The organism is Brevibacterium yomogidense (assembly GCF_900163715.1).
GTDB lineage: Bacteria > Actinomycetota > Actinomycetes > Actinomycetales > Brevibacteriaceae > Brevibacterium > Brevibacterium yomogidense_A.
Map to the genome: position 1 here is coordinate 41,370 of NZ_FWFF01000004.1, position 18,058 is coordinate 59,427.

Annotated in this window: 18 protein-coding genes; 11 read left to right on the top strand and 7 right to left on the bottom strand. The window is 66.6% G+C overall.

The genetic code is table 11. The features are described 5' to 3' along the window. Positions 1 to 32 precede the first annotated feature (32 nt). Together FM105_RS03835 and FM105_RS03840 are read right to left on the bottom strand one after the other, a co-directional pair. Positions 33 to 698: a carboxymuconolactone decarboxylase family protein gene (locus tag FM105_RS03835; RefSeq protein WP_087005060.1), complete on the bottom strand. Its 666-nt coding sequence runs from the start codon at positions 696 to 698 to the stop codon at positions 33 to 35. Positions 699 to 853: 155 nt separating this feature from the next. After that, entirely contained in the window at positions 854 to 1,771 is a 918-nt protein-coding gene (locus FM105_RS03840) for an amidohydrolase family protein (protein WP_087005063.1), read from the bottom strand. Between the two features lie 191 nt (positions 1,772 to 1,962). On the opposite strand from FM105_RS03840, the gene FM105_RS03845 reads away from it, so the two are divergent. The 8 genes from FM105_RS03845 to FM105_RS03880 all read left to right on the top strand — a co-directional run bounded on the left by FM105_RS03845 (position 1,963) and on the right by FM105_RS03880 (position 10,825). After that, a complete protein-coding gene (locus FM105_RS03845) occupies positions 1,963 to 3,189 on the top strand; it encodes a CpaF family protein (RefSeq protein ID WP_087005066.1) in 1,227 nt (408 codons plus the stop codon). Beyond that, a complete protein-coding gene (locus FM105_RS03850; protein WP_087005068.1) occupies positions 3,186 to 4,058 on the top strand; it encodes a type II secretion system F family protein in 873 nt (290 codons plus the stop codon). Before FM105_RS03845 ends, FM105_RS03850 begins: the two co-directional genes overlap by 4 nt. 11 nt (positions 4,059 to 4,069) lie before the next feature. Further along, positions 4,070 to 5,089, top strand: a complete 1,020-nt coding sequence (locus FM105_RS03855; RefSeq protein ID WP_256970212.1) for a type II secretion system F family protein — start codon at positions 4,070 to 4,072, stop codon at positions 5,087 to 5,089. 38 nt (positions 5,090 to 5,127) lie between these two features. Next, positions 5,128 to 5,385, top strand: coding sequence for a hypothetical protein (locus tag FM105_RS03860; RefSeq protein ID WP_101599996.1), 258 nt, complete (start codon positions 5,128 to 5,130; stop codon positions 5,383 to 5,385). 21 nt (positions 5,386 to 5,406) lie between these two features. Further along, positions 5,407 to 5,886: a TadE family protein gene (locus tag FM105_RS03865; RefSeq protein ID WP_256970213.1), complete on the top strand. Its 480-nt coding sequence runs from the start codon at positions 5,407 to 5,409 to the stop codon at positions 5,884 to 5,886. After that, on the top strand, positions 5,883 to 6,335 hold the full coding sequence (locus FM105_RS03870; RefSeq protein WP_087005071.1) for a hypothetical protein: 453 nt from the start codon (positions 5,883 to 5,885) through the stop codon (positions 6,333 to 6,335). The genes FM105_RS03865 and FM105_RS03870 overlap by 4 nt, the downstream gene beginning before the upstream one ends. Beyond that, complete coding sequence (locus FM105_RS03875) at positions 6,335 to 6,775, top strand: pilus assembly protein TadG-related protein (RefSeq protein ID WP_087005073.1); 441 nt, start codon at positions 6,335 to 6,337, stop codon at positions 6,773 to 6,775. The genes FM105_RS03870 and FM105_RS03875 overlap by 1 nt, the downstream gene beginning before the upstream one ends. 147 nt (positions 6,776 to 6,922) lie before the next feature. Next, a complete protein-coding gene (locus tag FM105_RS03880; RefSeq protein ID WP_179207054.1) occupies positions 6,923 to 10,825 on the top strand; it encodes an FtsK/SpoIIIE domain-containing protein in 3,903 nt (1,300 codons plus the stop codon). A gap of 185 nt (positions 10,826 to 11,010) precedes the next feature. Here FM105_RS03880 and FM105_RS03885 read toward each other — a convergent pair whose 3' ends face one another. The 5 genes from FM105_RS03885 to FM105_RS03905 all read right to left on the bottom strand — a co-directional run bounded on the left by FM105_RS03885 (position 11,011) and on the right by FM105_RS03905 (position 15,843). Then, the gene (locus FM105_RS03885; protein ID WP_087005079.1) at positions 11,011 to 11,832 is read right to left on the bottom strand and encodes an IclR family transcriptional regulator; all 822 of its coding nucleotides are present in this window, start codon (positions 11,830 to 11,832) and stop codon (positions 11,011 to 11,013) included. 68 nt (positions 11,833 to 11,900) lie between these two features. Further along, a complete protein-coding gene (locus tag FM105_RS03890; protein ID WP_087005081.1) occupies positions 11,901 to 13,202 on the bottom strand; it encodes an MFS transporter in 1,302 nt (433 codons plus the stop codon). Between the two features lie 24 nt (positions 13,203 to 13,226). Next, complete coding sequence (locus FM105_RS03895; RefSeq protein ID WP_087005083.1) at positions 13,227 to 13,757, bottom strand: 3-isopropylmalate dehydratase; 531 nt, start codon at positions 13,755 to 13,757, stop codon at positions 13,227 to 13,229. Beyond that, entirely contained in the window at positions 13,757 to 15,010 is a 1,254-nt protein-coding gene (locus FM105_RS03900) for an aconitase family protein (RefSeq protein ID WP_179207055.1), read from the bottom strand. The genes FM105_RS03895 and FM105_RS03900 overlap by 1 nt, the downstream gene beginning before the upstream one ends. After that, the gene (locus FM105_RS03905) at positions 15,010 to 15,843 is read right to left on the bottom strand and encodes an isocitrate lyase/PEP mutase family protein (RefSeq protein ID WP_087005085.1); all 834 of its coding nucleotides are present in this window, start codon (positions 15,841 to 15,843) and stop codon (positions 15,010 to 15,012) included. The genes FM105_RS03900 and FM105_RS03905 overlap by 1 nt, the downstream gene beginning before the upstream one ends. Before the next feature lie 386 nt (positions 15,844 to 16,229). Here FM105_RS03905 and FM105_RS03910 point away from each other — a divergent pair, with 386 nt between their 5' ends. From FM105_RS03910 to FM105_RS03920, 3 genes are all read left to right on the top strand, one after another. Beyond that, entirely contained in the window at positions 16,230 to 16,562 is a 333-nt protein-coding gene (locus FM105_RS03910) for a hypothetical protein (protein ID WP_087005089.1), read from the top strand. A 442-nt stretch (positions 16,563 to 17,004) separates the two neighbouring features. Continuing rightward, a complete protein-coding gene (locus tag FM105_RS03915; RefSeq protein WP_444861020.1) occupies positions 17,005 to 17,583 on the top strand; it encodes a Hachiman antiphage defense system protein HamA in 579 nt (192 codons plus the stop codon). Next, positions 17,567 to 18,022 (top strand): hypothetical protein, encoded by a 456-nt coding sequence (locus tag FM105_RS03920; RefSeq protein ID WP_179207056.1) that lies wholly within the window; start codon positions 17,567 to 17,569, stop codon positions 18,020 to 18,022. The genes FM105_RS03915 and FM105_RS03920 overlap by 17 nt, the downstream gene beginning before the upstream one ends. The last annotated feature ends 36 nt before the right edge of the window (positions 18,023 to 18,058 follow it).

Consider the following 18,058-nt stretch of genomic DNA (forward strand, 5'->3'; position numbering starts at 1 on the left):
CTCCTGCCCGAGTCCGCGTGGACTCGCAGGGCTCACTTCTCGTCGTAGAGCTTCATCGCGAGGAATCCGTGCGTGTAGGCGGCGCCGGCGCGCAGGGCCGCGGCGACCATGACGGTGCGGGCTATCTCCTCGTCCGTCGCACCGGCCTTCTTCGCGTTGCCCACATGCGCATTGAGGCAGTATGGGCACTGCGTCGTCGCGGCGACCGCGATCGCGATGAGTTCGCGGACCTTGACGGACACCACCTCATCGCTGGGGTCGAAGACGGCCGCGTCGAACTCGCCGAACGCCTCGACGGTTCCGCCGGACGCCTTGCGCAGCGCACGCAGGTGCTTCACATCGCCGGGCTCCTGGAAGTGCTCCAGGTCCGCACCCTGCTCGGAGATCTTGTGAGCGAGCAGGCCGTGCGTGTAGGCGGCGCCCGCACGCAGGCCGGCGGAGACGAACACTGCGCGGGCGACCTCCTCGCGGCTGGCTCCCTCCTTCTTCGCATTGCCCACGTGGACGTCGAGGCAGTAGGGGCACTGCGTGGTCGACGCGACGCCGATCGCGATGAGCTCCTTCGTCTTTAGATCGAGCACCTCATCGTCCTTGTCGAACACCGCCGCGTCGAAGGCGCCGAACGCCTTCACCTGGTCGGGTGCCGCCTGAGCGAGGGCCTTGGCGTAGTCGAAGTCTCCGGACTCGTGGTAGTGCATGTGCTGCTCCTTCGTCGGGGAACGCGGACCCGGGACGGGACCGTGCGCGCAGGCGACGGTGCACCTGCGCGCCTCCCCCGAGTCTGCCCATTCCGCGCGAGGACGTCGAGGTCCCTGCCGGATGATGGGATCGGCCCGGTCCCGCCGCCGAGGCCTCAGTCCAGTCCCAGCAGACGGGCCCCGTTGTCGTGGAGCACCTTCCGCTCGAACTCCTCCCCCAGATCCAGGCCGCGGATCGCGTCGATCTGCACGGAGTACGAATAGGGGATGTTGGGGAAGTCGCTGCCCAGCACCACTTTGTCCTGCAGCGCCACGAGCCGTCCGAGGAGGTCGTCGGGGAAGGGCATCGTCGCCTCGACATACGGAGTGAAGGTCATGCAGGTGTCGAGGCAGACGTTCTCGAAGTCCTCCGCGAGCTGGATGAACTCCCGATACTCCGGCATGCCCGTGTGGGCGATGACGAATACCAGCTTCGGATGCCGCCTGAGGACCTCCACCACGGGGTCCAGGCCCGTGTGCCGCCCGGGGACCGGACCGGATCCGCAGTGGATGACGACGGGGGTGCCTGCCTCCTCGATCTGCGCCCAGACGGGTTCCAGCAGCGGGTCGGAGGGGTCGTAGCCGCCGACCTGGATGTGGGATTTGAAGACGCGGGTCCCCGACTCCAGCGCGCGCTGGGTGTAGGCGGCGGCCTCGGGCTCGGGGAAGAACGTCGACGTCTGCGCGCACGCCGGCGTGCGCGCGGCGAAGTCTGCGGACCAGGAGTTGAGCCATGCGGCCATGCCGGGCTTGTGAGGGTAGAGCATCGAGGTGAAGCCGATGACGCCCATGTCACGCAGGCGGGCGACCCGCTCCTCCTCCGACCAGCGGTAGGCGATCGGCCATGTCTGCAGTCCGCGCTCCTCCGCCCGGTCGAAGTAGGCCCACACCTTGGCCAGCACGTTCTCCGGCATGAAGTGCGTGTGGATGTCGACGAATCCGGGGATCCTCAGATCGTCCGCGATGGAGCGGAGGCGCTGGGGCTCGTCGGTCGGAAGGGTGACGGCATCGGGCCGGGCGGCGTTGTCAGGCATGGGCCCATAGTAGAACGTTCGATCAGAGCGGGGTGCGGACGGTCGATTGCCTCCGTGGACGACGCGGCGGTTGTCCACAACTTTGCGTGAGCCCTTCCAGTACCGGACCTTTACCGCTACTTTGGTTCTCGTACCGAGAGTGAAGCGGATCACACCTACGCCTTCACGACCCCGAGGATTGGGAAGACCCTGTGGAAGCCGTGGAGATCGTCCGGGCGGAGGTGCGCGAACTCATCCGCGCGCGCGGCATCGATCCGCGATCGGAGGCTCGGCCCACGGCAGACCTCATCGACGAGGTCATCCGCGCCTACGACGAACGGACCCTGTCCGGATCCCTTCCCGTCATGGGCGATCCGGACGCCCTGCGCCGCAGCGTGCTCGACGACCTCACCGGCTTCGGCGCGATCCAGAAGTACCTGGACGACCCCACCGTCGAGGAGATCTGGCTGAACGGGCCGCACGCGGTGTTCGTCTCGCGGCACGGCGTCTCAGAGCTCACCACCACCGTCCTGACTGAATCAGAGATCGCGGAGCTCATCGAGCGCCTCCTGCGCACCACCGGGCGTCGCGTCGACCTGTCCTCCCCGTTCGTCGACGCGGCGCTGCCGGACGGCTCCCGCCTGCACATCGTGCTTCCGGACATCACCCGCAGCCACCCGGCGATCAACATCCGGAAGTTCATCGCACGGACCCGCAGCCTCAACGACCTGGTGGAGTCGGGTTCCCTCACTCCTGCCGCGGCGGGGTTCCTCGACGCCGCTGTCGTGGCAGGCGCCAACATCCTCGTCACAGGGCAGACCCAGGCCGGCAAGACGACCATGCTCAACGCCCTCTGCGGCTCCGTGCCGGCCCGCGAACGCGTGATCACCTGCGAGGAGGTGTTCGAGCTCTCCGTCCCCGCACGCGATTGGATCGCCATGCAGTGCCGCCAACCGAGTCTCGAGGGGACCGGAGAGGTGCCGCTGCGCCGCCTCGTGAAGGAAGCGCTGCGGATGCGGCCCGACCGGGTGATCGTCGGCGAGGTGAGGGAGGCGGAGAGCCTCGACATGCTCATCGCGATGAACGCAGGCCTGCCGGCGATGGGGTCCCTGCACGCGAACTCCGCACGCAGCGCGATCACCAAGATGTGCACACTGCCGCTGCTCGCAGGTCCGAACATCGGGTCGTCATTCGTCACCCCCACCGTCGCGGGCTGCATCGACCTCGTCGTCCACCTCACCCTCCTGCGCAACGGCTCGCGGCGCGTGCACGAGATCGTGGCGGTCCCCGGCGGTGTCGAGTCCGGAACCGTCGAACTCGAGACCATCTTCCACACCGAAGGGTCGGGTCCCCTGATCCGCGGGAGCGGCTTCAGCCATCTGGGCGAGCGCATCGCCGCGATCGGCAAGGATGTCCACTCCCTGCTGGAGGCCGCGTGACCACCACGCTCATGGGAGCGCTCTGCGGCGTCGTGCTCGCCGCAGGCCTCCTGTTCATCTGGTCGTCCTTCTGGGAGACGCGGACGCGGACGCGCCGCCGGTCGCCCTTCGTCGACGAACTCGCGGACGACCTCGTCGCAGCGGACTTCCCGCGCGTCACACCCGGACACCTCGCAGCGATCAGCGCGGGAGCAGCGGCCCTCGTCTGGCTCATCGGATACGCCGTCACGGCCTCCGCCCCCATCAGCACGTGCTTCGCCGTGTTCGCATCAGCGGTGCCGCTCGCCTACGTCCGCCGGCGTTCGCGCTCCCGCGAGGTGGAGCGCCGAGTCCTGTGGCCCGATGCGATCGACCATCTGCATTCCGGAGTCCGCGCCGGGATGTCCCTGCCCGAGGCCCTCGCCGCGCTGGCGCATCGCGGTCCTGACGGTCTCCGCCCGGTGTTCCACGTCTTCGAGGACGAGTACCGGGCCACCGGCTCGTTCACCATGGCGCTCGACGCCTTCAAGAGGGCGAGCGCGGACCCCGTCGCAGACAGGATCGTCGCAGCCCTGGCCGTGACGCGCGACGTCGGCGGGACGGAGCTGGGCACCCTGCTGCGGACCCTCGCGCACTTTCTGCGGGAGGACGCGCGCACACGGTCCGAGCTCAAGGCACGCCAGAGCTGGACGGTCACGGGGGCGCGGCTGGCGGTCGCCGCACCATGGATCGTCCTCGCGCTCCTCGCCACCCGGTCCGAGGCCGCTGCCGCCTACAGCACGCCCGGCGGCATGGTCCTGCTGCTCACCGGGATGGTCGTCTCACTCAGCGCCTACCGGGTCATGAAGCGGATCGGTCGCCTGCCGAACGAGCCGCGGGTGCTGCGATGAGCGCGGCACCGATGAGCGCGGCACCGATGAGCGCGGCACCGTTGAGCGTCGCTGAGACGAGCACCGCGTCGATGAGCACCGCCGTGTGGTCCCAGGTCGACGTCTTCAATCCGGCCGTCGCGATCATCGTGGGACTCGTCCTCGGACTCAGCGCCGCGTTCACGGCGGCGAGTCTCCCCATCCTCCGCCGGCCCACGCTCGCCGATCGGATCGGCCCCTACCTGCGCGACCAGCCGCGCGTCGCCTCCCTCTACGGCGCACCCGCCGCGCCGACGACCGGCCTCATGGGGATACTCCACACGACGGCGTCGTCGTGGGGCACCTGGCTCGCCTCCCGCATCACGACGGACTCGTCCGTCCTGCGGCGACTCCAGCAACTGGGCGGCGCGACGACGGTGGAGCGATTCCGCACGCGCCAGGTCCTCTGCATCCTCGCGGGACTGGCCTCCGGCGCCGTACTCGGCGCCGTCTCCGCAGTCACGCGCGGCTTCTCTCCCGTCGTCCTCCTGGGTCTGATCGGTCTGGGCGCCGTCATCGGGCACATCGTCAACGACTGGTGGCTCACGCAGCAGGTGCGCGGACGCGAACGGCGCATCATGGCGGAGTTCCCGACCGTCGCAGAGATCCTGGCCCTGTCCATGACCGCCGGCGAAGGCACGATCGACGCGCTGGAGCGCGTCTGCCGGTCCACGACGGGCGAGCTCAGCCAGGAACTGACCCGGGCGCTGTCCCAGGTGCGCACCGGCACACCGCTGGTCGAGGCACTCGACGCGATGGGGACCCGCACGGGGAACCCGTCGATCATCCGCTTCGTCGACGGCATCGCAGTGGCGACCTCCCGCGGCACTCCCCTGGCGGAGGTCCTGCGGGCACAGGCCGCCGACGTCCGCGAGCACGGGAGGCGCTCGCTCATGGAGGTGAGCGGTCGCAAGGAGGTGGCGATGCTCATTCCAGTCGTGGCGTTCGTCCTCCCCGTCACCGTGCTCTTCGCCATCTATCCGACCCTCGCTGTCCTCGAACTGGGCCCCTGACCCCTCACGAACCCGACCCCTCACGAAGGAGACACACCATGCTCGTCCGCACCCGCGCCCTCCTCATCACCGCCCTGCTCAGCGTGCTCGCGCTGGTCGGAGGCCTCGCCTCCCCGGCCTCACCATCCCGCCGCCGAGGCCGCCGCGACTCCCGGCCCGACCGCGGCGATGTGCCCGGCTGGGTCCTCATCACGGTCATGACGGCCGCGCTGGTCGTCGCGCTCTGGGCGCTCGCGGGCGAAGCGTTCACCTCGCTCTTCACCGACAGCATCAACAAGGTCCGGCAGGCGGGCTGAACCACGGCGGACGGAATCGCAGTGCCCCTCGCACCCCCTCGGCGCGCAGCGCCCCGCCGGGTCGTCGCACCCGCTCGCCCCGCGGACTCAGGCTCAGCAGTCGCAGAGTTCGTCATGGTCTCCGCGCTCCTCACCCTGGTCTTCGCCGCAGTGCTGCAGATCGGTCTGGCGATGCACGTGCGGAACACAGTCGTCGATTCGGCGATCGCCGGTGCACGGATCGCAGCGGCGGCCGACCGCACGACTGACGATGGCGCGAAGCACACCGCCCAGCTCATCTCGACAGCGCTCAGCTCGTCCTACGCCGAAGACGTCCATGTGACGACGTCGCCGGCCGGACCGCACACCCTCGTCACGGTGACGGTGCGGACTCCGGTGCCCGTCGCCGGACTCGTGGGTCCAGGCGACATGTGGGAGCTGCAGGGCCGTGCCCTGGTCGAGGATCCGGACCTGGACGATCGGGATCTGGACGGCCTGGACCTGGAGGGTCCGGACCTGTGAGCTCCCGCGGACCCCGATTCCAGCCCCGCGCCCGAGGCCGCGCTGACGAGGGAAGTGCCCTCATCGAGTTCGTCTTCGGCTCCGTCGTCCTCCTCATCCCCCTCCTCTACCTGCTCGTCGCCCTCGCGCAGGTGCAGGCGGGCGCGTACGCGGCGCAGTCGACGGCGATCGACGCCGCTCACTCCGCGGCCCGCCACCCGACCGCCGCGCAGACGACTGCGCGCGACCTCGGGGCCCTGCACTTCGCGGACCACGGTCTCGAACAGGCGGACTGGCAGATCGACCTCAGCTGCTCGGGTACCTGCACCACCGCCGGAACGCGGGTCACCGCGACCGTCGTCGCACGGATCCCGATTCCCGGGATCCCCGCCGTGCTCGGTGAGACGAGGCTTCCCGCCCTCACCGTCCGCTCCAGCCACACCGACCTCGTCGCACCCGCGGAGGAATGATGAGACGCACCCCGGCACCCCGCCGTCGACGTGACGACGGGTCGATCACTCCGCTGGCGATCGGATTCGCGACGATCGCGCTGGCGCTCATCCTGCTCGCGGCGCTCATCACCGACATGTGGCTCGCGCAGCGGAAGCTGTTCGCCCTCGCGGACTCCGCGGCCCTCGCCTCTGCGGAATCCTTCGACGCCGCGCCCACCGACGAACCGGCGATCCTTCTCACCGACGAGGGAGTGACGGAGTCGGCCCGCCATTACCTGTCGGCCGTCGAGGTCCCTGCCGGCTACACGGACGTCTCCGTCTCCGGTCGCAGCCCCGACGGACTCAGCGCGGAGGTGACCCTCCGCACGGCGTATGTGCCCGCGCTCCTGTCCCCCTTCGCACCGTCATGGATCGAGCTCGAGGCGACCGCGACGGTCCGCGGCGCTCTTCGGCTGTGACGATCACTCACCTCTGCCAGTCACCTCTGCTCGCGTCACAGGCCACCGACTCGGCACGCCGACCACCCGCACACGCACCTGTGGAACCCGCGGTCCTCGTCCACACGTGCACAATCGGCCTTCCCCGACAGCGCATTCCCACAGATCGTGGAGGTCGTGTACTCAGCGATCCTCCATTCCGTCTCCGGGACCCGGACGTCCAGTCATCGCATCGTCGCCCCCGGGTGGGCTCCCGCAGCCCGCGTGCTGAGTGCGGTCGGCGCAGTCCGTGCATTCGGAACCGACCGGGCCGCGCACGGGACCTCATCTGCCGCGGATCCGCTCCCGTGGGCGACCTGGGCCGGGGCCCACCCGGTCACCGTCGACTCCCCCGGGCTCACGCTCCTCACACCCGCGCAGCCCACTCCCGGGGGCCACGCACGGGTCATCGTCCGTTCCGGGCCGGAATCCGGATTCGCGATCGCAGTGCCGCGCGGCGAATGGACACTGGGACGCGGTGCCGGACTCGACGTCGACCTCGCGGACCCGTATCTCTCGCGACGCCCCCTCACCCTGGCGAACGGTCCAGCCGGCATCACCGTGGACGGAGCACTGCTCCGCTCTGCCACACTCGACGATGCGGCAGCGGACCCATCTCGCTGCGTCGTCGGATCCACGACCCTCACCCTCGCGAACAGCGGTGATCCGACTGCTGGTGGCCACAGCGGCGACCACAGGACCGATGCCTCCCCCGCACCCCTCGCGTGGCCGGAGCCGGAGGACGTCACGCCGGTCCGGTCCCCGTCCTGGCTCGTCTACGCCGCACCGATCGGGATCGGGATCATCCTCGCTCTGGTGATCGGCACGTGGTGGTTCCTCCTCCTCAGCCTCGCCGGACCTGCGACGGCTGCCGTCACGCTGCGCGTCGAACGCCGCCGATTCGCCCGCGAGACGATCGAGAGCCGACGGCGGCACGCCCAGGCTGTGACACGCACCCTCGCCGGCGTGGACGCGCAGTGCCGCACGTTCTCCCGCCGTCTGGAGGAGATCGCCTACGGCGGGACGAGTCGCAGAAGCGCTGCGCCGCAGCGGGAGGATCTGCTGGTGCTCGGCACGGGGCGGTGCCTCAGCACCGTGGGCGTGCGGCTCCCGCGCGATCAGGACGAGCGCGCTCACGCACAGCGCCGTCTACCGCCCCATCAGCTGGACGGCGACACAGCACTCCTCATCCTCGAGGACGAGCCGCTCCTCATACCCCGCAGTGCGCGCGTCCGCGTGACGGGTCCGCCCGAGCGAGCACACGCGATCGTGCGGTCCGTCGTCGCCGCACACCTCTCCGCGGGCGGAGGATGCGTCGCCGATGAAGCGTTCCCCGAATTCGCCGGGCTCGCCGATCCCGCGAACTCGTGCCGTGTCTCGCCGCCGCAGACCTCAGCCACGACGGATCCGACTGAGGTCTCCTATGTGGTCACCGGCCCCGATGCCCTCAACGCACCGCCACTCGAGATCCTCTGCGGAAGCCCAGCACGGCCCGACTCCCTCACCCGACCGGGATCAGACGGAGCCCACTCGGCGCAGGCACACCGCATCGGTTCCACCCCACTCGACACGACGAGTTCCTCCGTCGTCGGCTCGCCGCTCAGCGGACTCTTCGACGCTCATCGCATGCATCGCTCGACGCTCCTCCGACTCCTGGCCGCGAGGACTCTCGGATCGCACGTGCACTCTCAGGGCCCCCGCGTTCAACACGCTGACTCATCGAGCTTCGTGTCCGACGTCCTCGCGCACTGGGTCGCGACAGGTCAGCCCGACGCAGGTCCGCTGTCCGTTCCGCTGGGGCCTCCTGTTCCGATGCCGGAGGCACCGCGGGGCTCGATCCGTCCCGAACCCGGCCGCGGCAGCATCGGCGCCCCGAAGGATGTGGCCGCCACCCTCCGACCCGAGAACCCGCTCGCCGTGCTCGACCTGCGCACCTCCGGCCCCCACGCACTCGTCGCCGGCACCACCGGCAGCGGCAAATCGGTCCTCCTCGAGGCGTGGCTCGACGCACTCTGCCGCACCCACTCACCCGACGACCTCCGCCTCGTCCTGCTCGATTTCAAGGGCGGCGCAAGCCTCAGCGGATTCCTGCACCGCCCTCACACCGACTGCCTCGTCACCGACCTCGACGAACCCGCCGCGCTGCGGGCCGTCCGCAGCATCACCGCAGAGATCGCGCGCCGCGAGCGGCATCTGGCCCACTCGGGGTGCCGCGACATCGACGAGCTGCTCGAACGCTCCCGGCACGACCCCTCAGTCCGCCGGCTGCCGCGTCTGCTCGTCGTCATCGACGAGTTCCACGTGCTCACATCGCTCAGCCCGCACATCGTCGCGAAGTTCGAGCACCTCACCGCGGTCGGCCGGTCGCTGGGCGTCCACCTCGTGCTGGCGACCCAGCGGCCGTCCGGAGTGGTCTCCGCACGGATGCGGGCGAACATCTCGCTCCGCATCTGCCTGCGAGTGCGCGACGAGTCAGACTCGCACGAGGTCCTGGGAGTGCCTGACGCCGCGTGGCTCGACCCACACCGCCCGGGGACCGCCCTCGTGTCCGATGACAACGGCATCCGCGCCTTCCGTTCTGCACGTCCCGGAGATCCCGAGCCCGCAGCGTCCTCCGGGCCGCACGTGACGGTGACGTCCCTGACGGGCGCTGCCGAGGTCGTCCTCCCGCTTCCGCTCCGCCCCCCTTCTCTGCCCGTCGTCTCGGACGGGCCTCCGGGACCGCGGCACGAGGTCATCGCCCCCGCACTGCCCGATCACCTGCTGCCCGATCACCTCCCGTGGACCGACACCACGACCATCGGCCTCGTCGATCTGCCGGACGAGAACCGTGTGGCACACGTCGACCTCTCAGCCGATTCCGGCTCCATCACGGTCTCCGGGGGCCGAGGCCGCGGCTGGTCGACCGCGGTCGAGGCCTGTGCTCGCGCGTTCCACTCAGCCGGGCTGCCGGTCATCCACATCGGACCGCAGTCCGACGCGCCGCACGTCGACGCTGAGGGGATCCTCCGCCTGGGGCATGCGGAGGCCTGGGCGATCGATCACCTCATCGCCGAGTGCGAGCGGATGCGTCGCCCCGTCGTGTGGGCCGTCGACGACTGGGACGAGTTCATCACCGCACACCAGACCTCTCCGCGCGTCGATCGTCTGGAACGGCTGCTCACCGGAAGCGCGGGCATGAAGTTCGTCGTGTCGGGTCAGCGGCGAGCACTCGCACAGAGGCTCGCGCAGACCGCTCAGACACGGATCGTCTTTCCTCCCGCCTCCGAGCAGGACGCCGTGTTCTTCGGGCTGAGTGCCTCGCGGTTCTCCGGAGACTGGCCGCCGGGACGGGCCGCCATCATCGGCGAGGCAGCCGTCACCGACAGCCATGAAGGAGCAGACCTGCAGATCGTGAGGGAATCGCTGCGAACCGACCGGGCCCCGATCGGGGAACCGACTGGGGAACCAGTTCGACCCCACCTGCTGTGGTCCCACTTCACCGCAGCCGAGCCAGAACACACCCAGCCGGGCCGTTCGGCCGGCGCCGTGCGCATCGGCTGCGATCCGGCCGGCACCGAGGTCCTCTGGGAACCTGAAGTCCACGGACACGTCCTCACCGTTCTCGTCGCTGCCGCAGAGGAACCTGCTGTCCTCACTGCATTCGTCGGCAACCTGCGAGACCAGGGCACGACCGTCGTCCTCGACTCCGATGATCCCGCGCAGCGTGCAGCAGCGGATGCCGCTGCCGCGAAGCGCAGACCGGTGTGCATCATCTCTGGAAACCGCCTCGTATCCGGAAACCCAGCCGCGCCTCACAGCGCCTCACACACCGCCAGGTTCGGCGGCCCGTCCACCGGTCCGCCATCAGGTGCGCCCCCCGTGGACGGGGCCGGGCCGACTCTGCTCCTGGGCCCCTGGCCGGAAGAATCGTTGCGCGTGGCAGGGCACCGCGCACTCGCCCCGATACCGCACCGCGCGGACGCTCACTGGTGGCTCACAGTCGAAGCCGCCACACCGATCCATCTTCAAGTGACGGACCGTCACACGTGACAGAAGTGCCAACTCGAACAGTTGACGACTATCGCGGATTTCCGCCAGCCCTTCCAGTACCGCGCCTTGAAGTGACGTGCCCTGGCTTTCGTTCCCCCACGACAGTACGTCGATACGCAGACCAGAACTTCGACAGAGCCGTACGCATCAAGACCCAGCAAATCTCGGCCAATACCCGGCCAGTGTCACGATCTCGCGGCGGTGATCCAAGGAGCGAGCTGATGAGCCTGTGGCATAGTCTCGAGTTGCGCAGAGAGTTCCTGCGCTGCCACCCGCACTCCCCCAATCCGACGCTGAAGGTCGTCGTAACCGAAGTGGACCGACGCCCCACCCAAGCTCACCGTGCCGAATAGGTCCTCCCCTAGCATCACGGCCACGGCCACGGCGGAAACCCCGTTCAGAAAATCGTCCCGGCTTACGGCATAGCCGTCACGCCGCACGGCACCCACCGTCTCCTTCAGCGTCTGGGAATCCGTGATCGACTGCTCGGTGTACGACTTTAACGGCGAGGCCATCGCCTGCTCCAGAAGAGCCGGGGACCGGGCTAGCATCGCCAGCGGGGCCGCGGCTGCGTTTAACGGAAGCCGGGAGCCGATCTGCATCCCGTGGATCTGCAAGGGCGAATGGCCCACCACCATGTCTACACAGGCCACCGACTGTTCGTCCGGGATCATGAAGTAGGCCGTGTCACCAAAGGTGTCCGCCAGCCTTTGGAGATGAGGGCGGACGATGCCGCGCAGGTCATTCCGGGAGTAGGCGCTCGCGCCAATCCGGTAGACCCGCCAGTCCACTCCGAAATGCGTCTCGTCAATTCGGACGAGCCAGCCAGCATCCACGAGGGTGTTCACGAGACGGTAAGCCGTGGTCCGGTTCAGCCCGGTTGCCTTCGTCAGCTCGGCCAACGTCCACAGCTCCTGGTCCGGGCTGAACCTTGACATCAAATCACACGCCCGCATCACGGCAGACACCACGTCATTCCGTGGGCTGGTTCCCTCATCATTCGCCATACGTGTGCTCGTTGCCTTCCATACGCCGGCTGAGCCCGGAGCCTTGTCCGCTCGCTATCGGGCGCCCACTACTTTGGAAGTTCCATCCTAGATGTCTCCTTGATGGTGAGCACCGTGGCAAGACCGACAATCGCCACCCCGATGACCCAGAAAGCTGGAGAAACCGGGTCCCCGGTGGAAGCCACCAGCTGAGCAGCGATGTACGGGGCAGTACCGCCGGCGATGATAGTGCCGACATTAAAGCCCAGCGCCACCCCTGAGTATCGGACCTTCCCTGGGAACAGCTCCGTGAAGAGCGGGAACGCAGGTACCTGCAGCACACCATTGAGACCGATGTAGACGACGTAGACCAGGAGCACCACGATCAGCGAGTTGCCGAGGCCGAGGACATAGAGCATTGGATAGGTCAGCACCAGATAGCCAATGCAGCCGGCTGCAAACACCTTCTTTCGGCCAACGATGTCTGACCACAGACCGGACAGTGGGTACGTCAGGCAGGCCAATGCTATGCCCAGCGCAGAGATCCAGTGGATTGTCTGTGGCGAGTACCCCACGTCGTTGATCAGGTACACGGAGAAGTACGTCAGGCCTACGTAGCCGGTGCCGTTCGTAGCAATGGCGATACCAACAACCCGTAACACCGCCAGGGGATGATTCTTGACGACGGTCCAGAACGGGTTGGAAGCCTTCTGGTCTGTGGCTGCGAGCTCTCGGACAGTGTCTGTGTCCTCGAGCCTGAGCCGGATGACCAGGCAGACTGCGGTCAACAGGATAGATATGAGGAACGGGATGCGCCACCCCCAAGCAGCCATGTTGTCTGCACCCACGATCAGGGTGGTCAGCCCGACCACTGCCGCCGCAACGGAGAATCCGAGCGTCGATCCGATGGGAGTGAAGCTGCCGAACATGCCTCGGCGGTTCGGCGGGGCCGACTCGGCGATGTAGGTGGCCGAGCCGCCGATCTCGCCACCCGCCGAAAAGCCCTGCACCAGCCGGACGAGCACGAGTAGGATCGGAGCAAGCACACCCACCGCCGCATAGGTCGGCAACAGTCCCAGGACACTCGAGGCGACGCCCATCAAGATGACAGACAGTACAAGGGCGGACTTGCGCCCGACCTTGTCTCCTAGAGTCCCGAAGAAGATCCCGCCGAAGGGTCGCGCCACATACGCGACGCCAAAGACCGCAAGTGTGGCCAACAGAGGCACCGCAGGGTTATCAGAGATGAAGAACAGCGGGGCGATATAGATGGAGAGGAATCCATAGACACCAAAGTCGTAGTACTCAATTAGTGTGCCGACACCGCCGGCAAGGGCAGCCTTTTTCGCCTTGGTGCGGTCTACCTTAAGTTCAGTTGGGGCTGTGCTCATGATGTGCCTTTCGACGCTGAAAGATCAGACGGTCTCAGCCGTGCGGAGTGCGTACTGGTTCAGAAGCAGGTTGTACGCCCCACCTGCTTCGATAACTCGGACCTGATGGTCGTTCAGTGGTTCACCGGTAAGGACCTCGCCGCTCGCCGTGAAGGAGAGAGACGCGTTCCTCCAGTCCAGTTCGATTCGGTCGCCTATCGCCGCAGACCGTGAGACGCCGGGGATGGCGATGAGCGGGAAGCCATTGTGAGTCTCCCCCCGCCAGAAGCCAGGTGCGAACGATTCCGCCACGATTGCCTGGATTCCCCAGGCTTTGAGGGCCACCATCGGTGGGTAGTGCGGGTGCCCGTATCCAAAGTTTCGTCCGCCCACCAAGATGTCCCCCGGCGCCACCCGTGACCGGAAGTCCGGGTCCAGGCGCTGCATGCACTGCTCCTTGAGGAAGTCGAGGTCCCCACCTTTGATGTTCTCAACGCCGATAGTCAGGTCGATGTCGAAGTCGTCCCCGAAGACGGCCTGGACCCGTCCTGTGATGAGTGCATTCGCGTAGGCCATCAGTGACCTCCAGCCAGAGGAGACGTGATGTGCCCGCGAACGGCACTTTCGGCCACAGTCGCGGCGGAGCCCATATATATCTCCGCTTCTGGGTCACCCATGCGGCCAGAGATGTTCAGCACCCCAGTTGAAATGCTCTTCTCCCCCTTAACCAGAGGCTTCTGGTACCCGAAGCAAAAGTCGCAACTTGATTCCGCGATCTGTGCGCCTGCTTCCTGCAATACCGCCACGTACCCCAGTTCCTCAGCCTGCTTGTAGATCGTGCGCGACGAGGGAACAACATTCAGTTCCACCCCTTCGGCGACCTTGCGTCCGCGCAACAGCTCGGCGGCGATCCGGAAGTCATCCACCCGGCCAGACACGCAAGAGCCGATGAAGGCCCGATTAATCTGGGTGCCACGCAGCTCGAGCTCAGGGAGGGTGTTCGTGGCCTTGGCCGAGCCAGGTAAGACCACCTGAGGGACTACCGCACCCAGGTCCATCTCGACGACTTTCGCGTAGCTGGCGCCTTTATCCGGATACACGAGGCCTTCCGCATGGCCGAGGTAGTCCGTGATGACCAGGTCTGGCTCGAACACTGCGCTGACAGCACCGGTGAACATCGCCATGCCGCATAGCGCCTGTCGCTGGTCAATGGACAAGCTTGCGGCGCCCGGGCCGCCGAACTCGATTACCTTATGGGCGCAACCGTCAGCACCCTGGTCCCGAATGATGGTGTGCAGCAGATCTCGAGAATCTATGTGGTCCTGCAGGTCTCCATAGAGGTTGATCCGGACAGTCTCGGGCACTGTGACTGTTACGGCTCCGCTAACCCACCCCTCGATGAGATCTCTCCGTACACCCCAGCCCAAAGCGTTGACTGCGCCGACACCGCTGATGTGGCCATCGAAGTGGATCAGGAAGCGTCCAGGTTGAGCGAAACCGTACTCCACAGTTAGTTGATGCCCGATCCCCTGGGCCTCGTAGGCCCTGATCCCGTAGAAGTCACACCACTCCTGAGTGACCTGGTGGATGTCCCGCTCCTTCGCGGACTGCTGCGTGAGCATGTGATCCATGAAAACGATGTACCGCTCCGGATTTTCAAGCTGGGTAATTCCGAAGTCGTCATGCATTTGCCGGAACATCTTGTCTGTGTAACCGGGAAAGTCATAGGCGATCATGAAGTCTGGCTGGGCCTTGATGGACTCGCCAGCCACAACGGCGTGGCCGATGGTCCCGCCCAGAATCTTTTCTGTAATGGTCTCGGCACGCATCACGCAGTCACCTCGGCCGGCAGGTACTTGGCTTGGTCGGCATGGACCTGTTCGAACCCGATGAAGTCGGAGAACTCGCTGTGCTCCATGCCCCAGTCCTGGCGATGGTCGGTATTTCGAGCCAGATTGGCGAATACGTCCGTCATTGCCCGGGTAGCCGCCATTAGGCCCTGCGTAGGGAGGATGGCGATGCTGATGCCAAGTCGTTCCATCACTTCGTCGGTAAAGTCTCGTTCGATCCACGTGGACGGAGTCAGTGTGGCCACCAGGGGCAGGCCGGAGGCAGTGCGGCACCTCAACCACTCTTCTTGCGTGGTAAACGTCTTACTCACTGGCATCACGAAGTCGGCACCAGCCTCCGCATAGGCGACGGCTCTGGCGATCGCCTGCTCGCCGTGGGCGTCAGTACGCGCCACGAGTTTAAGACTGCCCCCGACTGCGTCCTTGATTGCTCGAATCTTCCCAACGAACTGCTTCGTGGTCACGAGGGGAAGTTCAGCGGCGGAGGAGACTGGACATTCCTTGGGCGACTGCTGGTCTTCCATGAAGACGTAGTCCACACCGAGGTCACGATACTTCCTGGCTGTCCGAGCGGCGTTGAGTGCATTGCCGTAACCAGTGTCGATATCCGCGATTACGGGCAGGCTCGAGGACTCACGGATCCCCGCGACCGCCCGCAGGTTTTCCGTCGCGGTATAGAGCTCAGCATCGGGAAGTCCCAGAGACGCCGAGATCGCGAACCCTGACGCACACAGCATCTGGGCCCCGGCCGCCTCAGCCGCCTTCGCACTCAGACCGTCCCACACTCCGATCGCCGCAGTTGGTTTCACCATCTGTCCCACCTCACATCTTGTTCGTCATACGGGCACCTGTTCACTGTACGCACACAGCTGGATGTGGTCAAAATCTCATATCGGGGGCTTGCGCGCTGCAAGTCAGCACAGCTCACGCAGGCGCGGGCACGGCGCCTGTTGCAATCAATCGCTCTTCACCCGCGCAGCAGTCGCCGACCACCGCTACCGACTGGGCGAGCTCCAAGACGTCCCGCCAACGGTGCGCGACGATCGACTCCGTGGCTACGGTTGATCGATTACGTCGTCGGTAGTAACTGAGTCTCGGCGCGCGCCTATAGTCCGCGACACTCGAAACATCGTTTTACGGTGTGCGACCCGCGCTCGGTGTTCGTCGCCCGCCGCGGCGTCTCGCAGCTCAATCCACCGTGCTGACTGAATCGGGGATCGCAGAGCTCATCGAACGCCTCCTGTGCACCACCGGACGTCGGGACGACCTGTCGTCACCCTTAATCGACGCGGCCCTCCCTGAGTGCTCCTGCCTGCACATCATGCTGCCCGACATCACCGACAGCCACCCGCCGGTCAACGTCCGCAAGTTCATCGCGCGGATCCCCAGCCCGCACGATGTGGTGGAGGCCGGCTCACTCACTCCGGCTGCGGCGGGGTCCCTAGACGCCGCAGTGGTGGACGACGCCAACATCCTCGTCACGGGGCAGACGCAGGCCAGCACCCCCACATGGGCTCTCCGACTCCAGTAGCGGCCCCGTGGTGCCGAACTAGTTGAGGCGACTACCGCGACGGCGGGGAGGGGACGGGGTGGAGAGTCTGTTTTCGGTATGTGGTCCTGTCTGAAGTCCGCCAAGTACGAGGACAAGCGTGCGGCGCGAACGGCTTCGCGGGCCAGGGATGGCTCGCCACCAGCGGGCGAGTTGGAGGAAACCTCCGACGTCGGTGTGACGAGGACCCTTTGAGTTCGACAGTTGGGGCCTATGCCACGATTGAGGACATGGTGCCCTTTTCCTCGTGGACGACATCCACACGCGAGCCGCTTAGGCAGCACGCGATGGTGCACATGGTTGTCCCGTCTACGACCATGGGGTTGGGCGTCGGCTGGGCCGCAGAGCAGATCCCGAGCCAATACGCGGGACCGGACCGGATCACCGCCATCCTCACCGAGCTGGGGAAGCCTGCTGCCGCCGAATACCTAGAGGGGAAGCTTCCCCCCCCAGCAAGCGAACCCGCTCGGGCGACCTCGGAGAGATCATCGGAGCTCAGTACGCGACGCTTGAGCTGGGCTTCCGAGTGGTGGAACGGTTGCGGTGGAAGGACCACCGCGAGATGTCGATGCGTGGCGACGACTTGGTTGGCGTGCGCGTTGGCACCAGCGGAACTCTGGAGTTGCTGAAGGGCGAGGCGAAGAGCCGCGCAACGCTCGGAACTGCAACGATCACGGACGCAGACGTTTCACTGAGACGCGACCAGGGACGTCCATCGCCTCATGCTCTCAGCTTCGTCGCCGACCGACTTCACGAACTCGGCGAGCACACGCTGGCGAACCTGGTCGACGATGCCCAGCTGACTACAGGGATCAAGCAACGGCAGGTGGTGCAACTGCTGTTCACCTTCACGGGCAATGACCCGCGCAACCTCCTTCGGACAAACACGGCCGCATATCAGGGACGCGTAAAGCGCTTCGCCGTCGGTCTGCAGGTCTCAGAGCATCAAGCGTTCGTAGCGAACGCGTATTCGAAGGCGGTCGCCGATGCCCGAGACAGTTGAGGACATTGAGGCCGCGATTCGGGAGGCGACCACCCGCGGATTTCGCGAACAGCTTCTCGTGCGAGGAGAGGCCCGCTCGATGATCTGGCGCGACGGTGTTCTGCCCGACGGCGCACCCGCATTCGATCGGTTGCTCAGCTACGACGTTCTCTCCTACGGTTATTCGCTCCTGAGTCTGGGCTTGCGACTCGTGGAAGCGAAAGGGTCACAGACTCTCGCACAACGTGGCTTCGAGGGCGCAGCCACAGCCATCGAATCGGTCATCGCGAGAGGACCCAGCTCGCGCGAACGGGGCTTCCACCGTGTCGTGGCAGCAGCCGCCTACCACCTCGGCGGCTTCTCCGCGCGGGCATACTCCCTGCTTCAAACTGCTCTGGGCTCCGGTGAAGTCACGACGAGCGAGCGATGCCTAATCCACATGGGACTGCTGCACGAATAGGTGACAGGTTGTAGTCACGCCGCCAGTGCGACGGTC

Excerpts from the sequence above, each read along its gene's own strand:
- FM105_RS03900 (WP_179207055.1), bottom strand. The coding sequence starts at position 15,010 with ATGCGTGCCGAGACCATTACAGAAAAGATTCTGGGCGGGACCATCGGC.
- FM105_RS03890 (WP_087005081.1), bottom strand. The coding sequence starts at position 13,202 with ATGAGCACAGCCCCAACTGAACTTAAGGTAGACCGCACCAAGGCGAAA.
- FM105_RS03855 (WP_256970212.1), top strand. The coding sequence starts at position 4,070 with ATGAGCGCGGCACCGATGAGCGCGGCACCGTTGAGCGTCGCTGAGACG.
- FM105_RS03835 (WP_087005060.1), bottom strand. The coding sequence starts at position 698 with ATGCACTACCACGAGTCCGGAGACTTCGACTACGCCAAGGCCCTCGCT.
- FM105_RS03920 (WP_179207056.1), top strand. The coding sequence starts at position 17,567 with ATGCCCGAGACAGTTGAGGACATTGAGGCCGCGATTCGGGAGGCGACC.
- FM105_RS03875 (WP_087005073.1), top strand. The coding sequence starts at position 6,335 with ATGAGACGCACCCCGGCACCCCGCCGTCGACGTGACGACGGGTCGATC.
- FM105_RS03895 (WP_087005083.1), bottom strand. The coding sequence starts at position 13,757 with ATGGCCTACGCGAATGCACTCATCACAGGACGGGTCCAGGCCGTCTTC.
- FM105_RS03860 (WP_101599996.1), top strand. The coding sequence starts at position 5,128 with ATGCTCGTCCGCACCCGCGCCCTCCTCATCACCGCCCTGCTCAGCGTG.
- FM105_RS03905 (WP_087005085.1), bottom strand. The coding sequence starts at position 15,843 with ATGGTGAAACCAACTGCGGCGATCGGAGTGTGGGACGGTCTGAGTGCG.
- FM105_RS03840 (WP_087005063.1), bottom strand. The coding sequence starts at position 1,771 with ATGCCTGACAACGCCGCCCGGCCCGATGCCGTCACCCTTCCGACCGAC.
- FM105_RS03885 (WP_087005079.1), bottom strand. The coding sequence starts at position 11,832 with ATGGCGAATGATGAGGGAACCAGCCCACGGAATGACGTGGTGTCTGCC.